Here is a 6,333-nt window from a genome sequence, read left to right on the forward strand (position 1 = left end):
GATGTTTGATGCTACTACGATACTGGGATATAAACATAACGGGAAAGCAGTGATAGGCGGAGATGGCCAGGTCACGTTCGGTGATACCGTTCTGAAAGGCAATGCCACAAAGATACGTACACTGTATGAAGGAAAGATCCTGGCCGGTTTTGCCGGAAGTACGGCAGATGCTTTCAATCTTTTTGACATGTTCGAAGGGATACTTGCTGAGAAAAGAGGCGACCTTTTCAAATCTGTGATCGGCTTTTCAAAAATGTGGAGAAGGGACAAGCATTTGCGACAGCTTGAAGCGATGATGATCGTACTGAACAAAGAACATATCTTTATCCTGTCAGGAACAGGGGATGTCGTAGAACCTGAAGATGGGAAAATAGCTGCCATAGGTTCCGGAGGGAATTATGCCATCTCTGCGGCACGTGCACTGGACAAACATACGGATCTCGATCCCAGAACATTGGTACAGGAGTCACTGGAAGTGGCGGGTGAACTCTGTATCTATACCAATAAGAACATTAAAATATTAGAATTGTAAGGAACAGCATTGGATAATTTAACACCTAAAGAGATCGTCACGTATCTGGACAGGTATGTCATAGGACAGAATGATGCAAAAAAGACGATAGCGGTGGCACTGAGAAACCGTTACAGACGCATGCAGCTTAGTCCTGAGATGCAGCAGGATGTGACCCCTAAAAATATATTGATGATAGGAAGTACCGGGGTTGGTAAGACCGAGATAGCAAGACGTCTGGCAAAGATGATGGACCTTCCCTTTATCAAAGTCGAAGCCAGCAAATATACCGAAGTCGGATTTGTCGGACGGGATGTGGAGTCGATGATACGAGATCTGGCTACCACATCACTGAGCCTGGTACGTGAGAGTGAAAATAAAAAAAACAGAGAGAAGATCGAAAACTATATAGAGAACAGGATCATAGAAAAACTGCTTCCCCCGCTGCCTGCCGGGGCAAGTGAACAGAAAAAAGCGGAGTATGACGCCTCTTTTGCACGGATGCAGGAGAAGTATGCCAAAGGCGAACTTGACCATCTTAAGGTCAAAGTAGTGATGCCGAATACTCCGAACATGCCCGAAGAGGGACTTCCTCCGCAGATGATCCAGGTACAGGAGTCTATCGTGAAAGTACTGGGCGGCTTGGGAAAAAAAGGTCCTGAAAAAGAGGTCAGCGTCAAAGATGCAAGGAAAATACTGGAAGCGGAAGCAAGCGAGAAACTCCTGGATGAAGAAGAACTGAAATCTCTGGCACTGGAAAAAGTAGAGAAGGGCGGGATCGTCTTTCTGGATGAGATAGACAAAGTGGCTGTAGGTTCTGACTCCCACAGCAGACAGGATCCCAGCAAAGAGGGAGTACAAAGAGACCTGCTTCCTATCGTGGAAGGCTCCTCCGTACAGACAAAACTGGGCATGGTAAAGACAGACCACATACTTTTCATCGCCGCAGGTGCATTCCATGTAAGCAAACCCAGTGATCTTATGCCTGAACTTCAGGGGCGTTTCCCTTTGAGGGTAGAGCTTAACAGTCTGGATGAAGAGACGCTGTATCGTATCTTGACCGAACCGAAGAACTCACTGATCAAACAGTACAAAGCCTTGATGGAGGTCGAAGGGGTCGAGCTGACCTTTGATGAAGAGGCGCTCAGGGCGATCGCACACTATTCCCTGCTTGCGAATGAAAAAACAGAAGATATCGGTGCGAGACGGCTGCATACGGTCATGGAGAAGATCCTGGAAGAGATCAGCTTTACTGCAGATGAGCACAAGGGTGAAAGAGTGACCATCGATAAGACTTTGGTAGAAGAGAAGATCAGCAAGGTGGTTGAAGACGAGGATGCCACCCGCTATATATTATAGATAGAGACAATGGGATCAAAGCAGAGCTTTGATCGGTCAGGCTGAGACCGTTTCAGCAACAGACGTACAATGATACGTCACCAAAAAGGAAAGCAAAATGTTTGATCATGAAAAAGAAGAGATAGATACCAAAGCCGGATTTGTCGCAGTGGTCGGAAGACCCAATGCGGGGAAAAGTACGTTGCTCAATTATATAGTAGGGGAAAAACTTGCAATGGTTTCAAAGAAAGCACAGGCAACGCGCAAACGTATGAATATCATTGTGATGCATGACGATGCCCAGATCATCTTTGTAGATACCCCGGGTATACATGAAAAAGAGAGGCTGCTTAACCAGTTTATGCTCGAAGAAGCGCTCAAAGCGATGGGAGACAGTGATCTTATTCTTTTTCTTGCACCAGTGACAGACAAGCTTACAGAGTATGAGAAGTTTTTGAAACTTGCACAGGCCAGGGGAATCAAACATATTGTGGTTCTGACCAAGATCGACCACGCGAAGCAGGGTGATATCCTTTCCAAATTGGGTGAATATCAGAAATACCAGGAATATTTTGAAGCGGTCATACCCTTTTCGGTCAATAAAAAGGTAGGTAAAACACAGCTCCTCGATGAGATATGTAAGCATTTACCATCCTCTCCTTATTACTATGACCCTGAGATCCTTACAACCGAACATATACGGAATATCTATAAAGAACTGATACGCGAGTCTATATTTGAGAACTTGAGCGATGAGATACCTTATGAGAGCGATGTGACCATAGAGAAAGTAGAAGAGGGAGATACAATGGATAAAGTGTATGCGACCATTGTCGTTGAAAAAGAGACACAGAAGGGTATGATCGTAGGTCAAAGAGGTGCAGGGATCAAGCGGGTGGGAAAACTCGCACGCGAACAGATGGAACTTTTTTCAGGTAAAAAGATATTTTTAGATCTGCATGTCGCTGTAAAAAAAGGATGGAGTAAGAACAAGGAGGGATTGGAGGAGTTTGGCTATATTGTTTAAAACCCGGGTAAACCGGGCAGATAGGGCACTTTTGATAAAATAAAAGATATGTAATTAAAAAAAGTTATATTATTTGAAAAGTTTTATATTTTGTAAGATTACTTTAATATTATAACATATATAATTGTCTACCCAACAAGGAAGTTTAAAATGTTTTTGAAAAAAAGTTCGTCGAAATCGACTGTAAAAAATGTTATTACGCTTAATGCATATGCAGACAAAAAATATATATTTAAAGATGATTCGTTTCAGCCTTTAAATAAGCTCACCTATAATACCTCTAACTTTATTACCTCTTATGTACATAATAAAGATATTATTACTACAAAAGTGAATATAAGTAGAAGTATTCCGGAAGAGGATATTGCTGACATACTTGACATTAAGGCGTATGAGGAATTAGGGCTTGATCAGGCAAATACGTATACAATCTCCTCCTTTGAAATTGAAAATGCCGGAGAAGAGAGAGAGTTTCACATCTTTGTAGCTGAACCTGAACAAATGGATGAAGTATTTCTTCCTATAAAAGAAGAGACCAAGTATATAGACCTTATTATACCTGCGCCGCTTCTTTATCGGTCACTCTATACCAAAGAGATACTTCAGGATAAGCATACACACTGTTTTGTCTATTTTACGCAAAATGATGCTTTTGTCACCGTATATAGAAATGGTGAGTATCTTTATTCTAAATCGATCGAATTCTCCTTAGAACAGATCTATGACAAGTATTGTGAAGCGATAGGTGAAAAGGTTGATGAAAAGGAATTCTATACCGTCCTGGAATCTGAAGGTCTTAAAACGACCAATAGTGACTATCAGCAAAACTTCATGAAGATCTTTTCGGAAGTATTCATTAACATCAATGATATTATTATCTATGTTAAGAGAGCTTTTGATCTAGATTCTATCGACCATATGTTCATAGGGAGTGAGAAAGGCCCTATCATAGGCTTGGATGACTACAGCCAGAACTATCTGGGGTTGGAATCAACAGATTTCAACTTCAACTACAATGTGGTTAATGAAGAGTGGTATACGGACCAGCTGCAATATTTGATGCTTCTGGCTTCTCTTGATTATATGGAAGATGAGTCTTCTTTTGTCAACCTTACCATGTACACGCGTCCTCCGGCATTTGTCAATAGAGCCAGCGGTCAGTTCATTATGGCCACGGCTGCTGCTGTCACACTCAGTTTGGCATACCCTCTGATGTATTTGGTCGGTTCCTATGTGAATGAAGCGAAGATCTATGCGCTGAGCATAGAAAACAATAAATTGACGGCTGAAAGCAATAAGTATAAAAAAATACTCAACGAGAAGAAACAGCAGATCAAGGTCCTGGATGACAAGATACAGGTATTGACGGAGACCTATCAGGCAAAAGCCAATACTCTGACCTCAATTTATGATAAAAAAGTGAATTATCGTCTAAAGTCAGGTACGTTCCATACGTTTGCGAAAGAACTTGATCAGTTTGAAGTGAATGTCGATCAGTTAAAAAGTGACAAAGATACGGTTTGGTTGTCTTTGGTCAGTTCAGATGACAGAAAGTTTACAGAAGTGATCAAATATATGTCAGATACGCATTTTGATGACATCATTGCGATAGATATTGAACGAATCGAAAAAGACCCGGCAAGCAGCTATTACAAAGGTCTGTTAAAGGTGGAATTGAAATGAAATTTTTAGAAGATAAATTAGAAGCACTGGATCACTACTTCGCTCCCAAAAAAGAGAGCGAAAAATGGATAGTTATCTTAGGTATTGCAGGGATCATCGCATACCTAGGGTTTGAACTTCTTTTACCCTATACACAAGATATGTATAAAAAAAGCGAACGAAGTAAAAAGAGTGTACAGAAAAGTATTACGGACAATAAAACCTATCTCAACTCAATTACTGTGAACGGTGACCGTGAATATTACGTGAAAAAGTTTGACCAGGACATCGTGAACAAGAAGAAAGAGATCGTTGATACCACTAACAAGATCAAATTCATAGATTCAAATCTGGAAAAACTTTCCGGTATGATGTTCAACAAAAAAAGTTGGTCCAAGTTCCTGAACTCTATCACGAACAAGGCAGAAGTACAAAATGTGGATCTGCAATATATTACCAATAAATATGTAGATGACCACAAAGGAAATTTCGGTCATGTGCTGGAAATAGGTCTAGGATGCAAAGGTCAGTATAAGAATATTGTCAAGTTCATGAATGAACTAGAGCAAAATGTTCTGGTGACAGATATTTTTCAGACCGACATGGTTGCTGATACCAATTCTTCGAATGTTGTAGCGAATATTCAAATCTCAGTGTGGGGGATCAATCACTAATGAAAAAGATACTTTTATTACTATTGCCATTGACAGTATTTTTAAATGCAGATCTATCTGTTGAACAAATACAAAAAATGGTAGTTAGTATACATGAAAAAAGAGAAGGTGTAAAACTAGAAACGCTAGATACGACAGTAAGCCCTTTTGTACGATTTGAAGCAGAAAGTAACGGTACGACCTTTAGTGCACCTATCAAAGAAGAGGAGAAACTGGCTCTGCATGCGATCGTGAACGGTAAAGCCTTCATCAATGATGGATGGATCGATATAGGGGATAGTATCATGGGATACACATTGAAATATGTAGGAACTAGAGGTGTGGTACTGCGGGATGGAAATCACATTAAGAAATTATTTCTCCACGAAAAAAGAGATAATTTCATTAAGTTAGAAGAAAGGTAAGAGAATGAAAAAAGTACAAACATCAGGGGTTAGGTTTCTTATAGTATTGATGATGCTGTTAGGCTTTACGCATAATCTCTCAGCGGGGGACTGTTCTACAAAATTATTTAGTGTGACGATCGACAGTAAATTGACGATCGGGGATGTGATCGATAATCTGGCCGATACATGCGGATTGAGTGTGATCGTAAAAGATGATGAAGCAAAAATGCGTATGAACAAAAAACTCTATTATGTGAAATTGAAAAACAGCACCTTAAAAGGTTTTTTAAATACGGTACTGAAAGACAATGACTTGAATTATACTTTAAGCGGGAACAAGCTTACGATATCATATTTGATCACGCGTACCTTCCGTATACACTACATTTCAGGGGAGAGAAAGGGAACAAGTACTGCTAACGTGACTATCGCAGGTACAGAAGATTCAGGCCAGATGGGCGGAAGAAGCGGTGGAGGCGGCGGAGCTAATCAGAACAAGTCAATGTCTAAAACAGGCATAGAGATAGAAAGTACGGATGAGTTCCAGTTCTGGAAGACAGTGGAGGCTGAAGTACAGCGTATCCTGATTGGTGCAGCGGATGGCAGTACGCACTATACAAGATCAGGAGATACCTGGACAGGACCGGATGGTAAGGTATGGGAGTATAATCCTTTAGCACCGGTGGTCAATCCGGATGCCGGAATGGTGACGGTCACAGGTACGAACAGGCAGAT

Annotated in this window: 7 protein-coding genes; all 7 read left to right on the plus strand. The window is 41.0% G+C overall.

The genetic code is table 11. From position 1 onward, the window contains the following. The first annotated feature begins 1 nt into the window (after position 1). Entirely contained in the window at positions 2–532 is a 531-nt protein-coding gene (gene hslV, locus VIM88_RS04165) for an ATP-dependent protease subunit HslV (RefSeq protein ID WP_331861625.1), read from the plus strand. 9 nt (positions 533–541) lie between these two features. After that, the gene (hslU, locus tag VIM88_RS04170) at positions 542–1,870 is read left to right on the plus strand and encodes an HslU--HslV peptidase ATPase subunit (RefSeq protein WP_331861626.1); all 1,329 of its coding nucleotides are present in this window, start codon (positions 542–544) and stop codon (positions 1,868–1,870) included. A gap of 97 nt (positions 1,871–1,967) precedes the next feature. Beyond that, positions 1,968–2,876 (plus strand): GTPase Era, encoded by a 909-nt coding sequence (gene era, locus VIM88_RS04175; protein ID WP_331861627.1) that lies wholly within the window; start codon positions 1,968–1,970, stop codon positions 2,874–2,876. A gap of 330 nt (positions 2,877–3,206) precedes the next feature. Then, positions 3,207–4,559, plus strand: a complete 1,353-nt coding sequence (locus VIM88_RS04180) for a hypothetical protein (protein WP_331861628.1) — start codon at positions 3,207–3,209, stop codon at positions 4,557–4,559. Further along, the gene (locus VIM88_RS04185; protein ID WP_331861629.1) at positions 4,556–5,212 is read left to right on the plus strand and encodes a hypothetical protein; all 657 of its coding nucleotides are present in this window, start codon (positions 4,556–4,558) and stop codon (positions 5,210–5,212) included. Before VIM88_RS04180 ends, VIM88_RS04185 begins: the two co-directional genes overlap by 4 nt. Beyond that, on the plus strand, positions 5,212–5,616 hold the full coding sequence (locus VIM88_RS04190) for a hypothetical protein (RefSeq protein WP_331861630.1): 405 nt from the start codon (positions 5,212–5,214) through the stop codon (positions 5,614–5,616). The genes VIM88_RS04185 and VIM88_RS04190 overlap by 1 nt, the downstream gene beginning before the upstream one ends. A 4-nt stretch (positions 5,617–5,620) precedes the next feature. Beyond that, positions 5,621–6,333: secretin N-terminal domain-containing protein (locus tag VIM88_RS04195; protein WP_331861631.1), on the plus strand; the 713-nt coding region annotated here is incomplete at its 3' end.

The organism is Sulfurovum sp., from assembly GCF_036568385.1.
Classification (GTDB): domain Bacteria; phylum Campylobacterota; class Campylobacteria; order Campylobacterales; family Sulfurovaceae; genus Sulfurovum.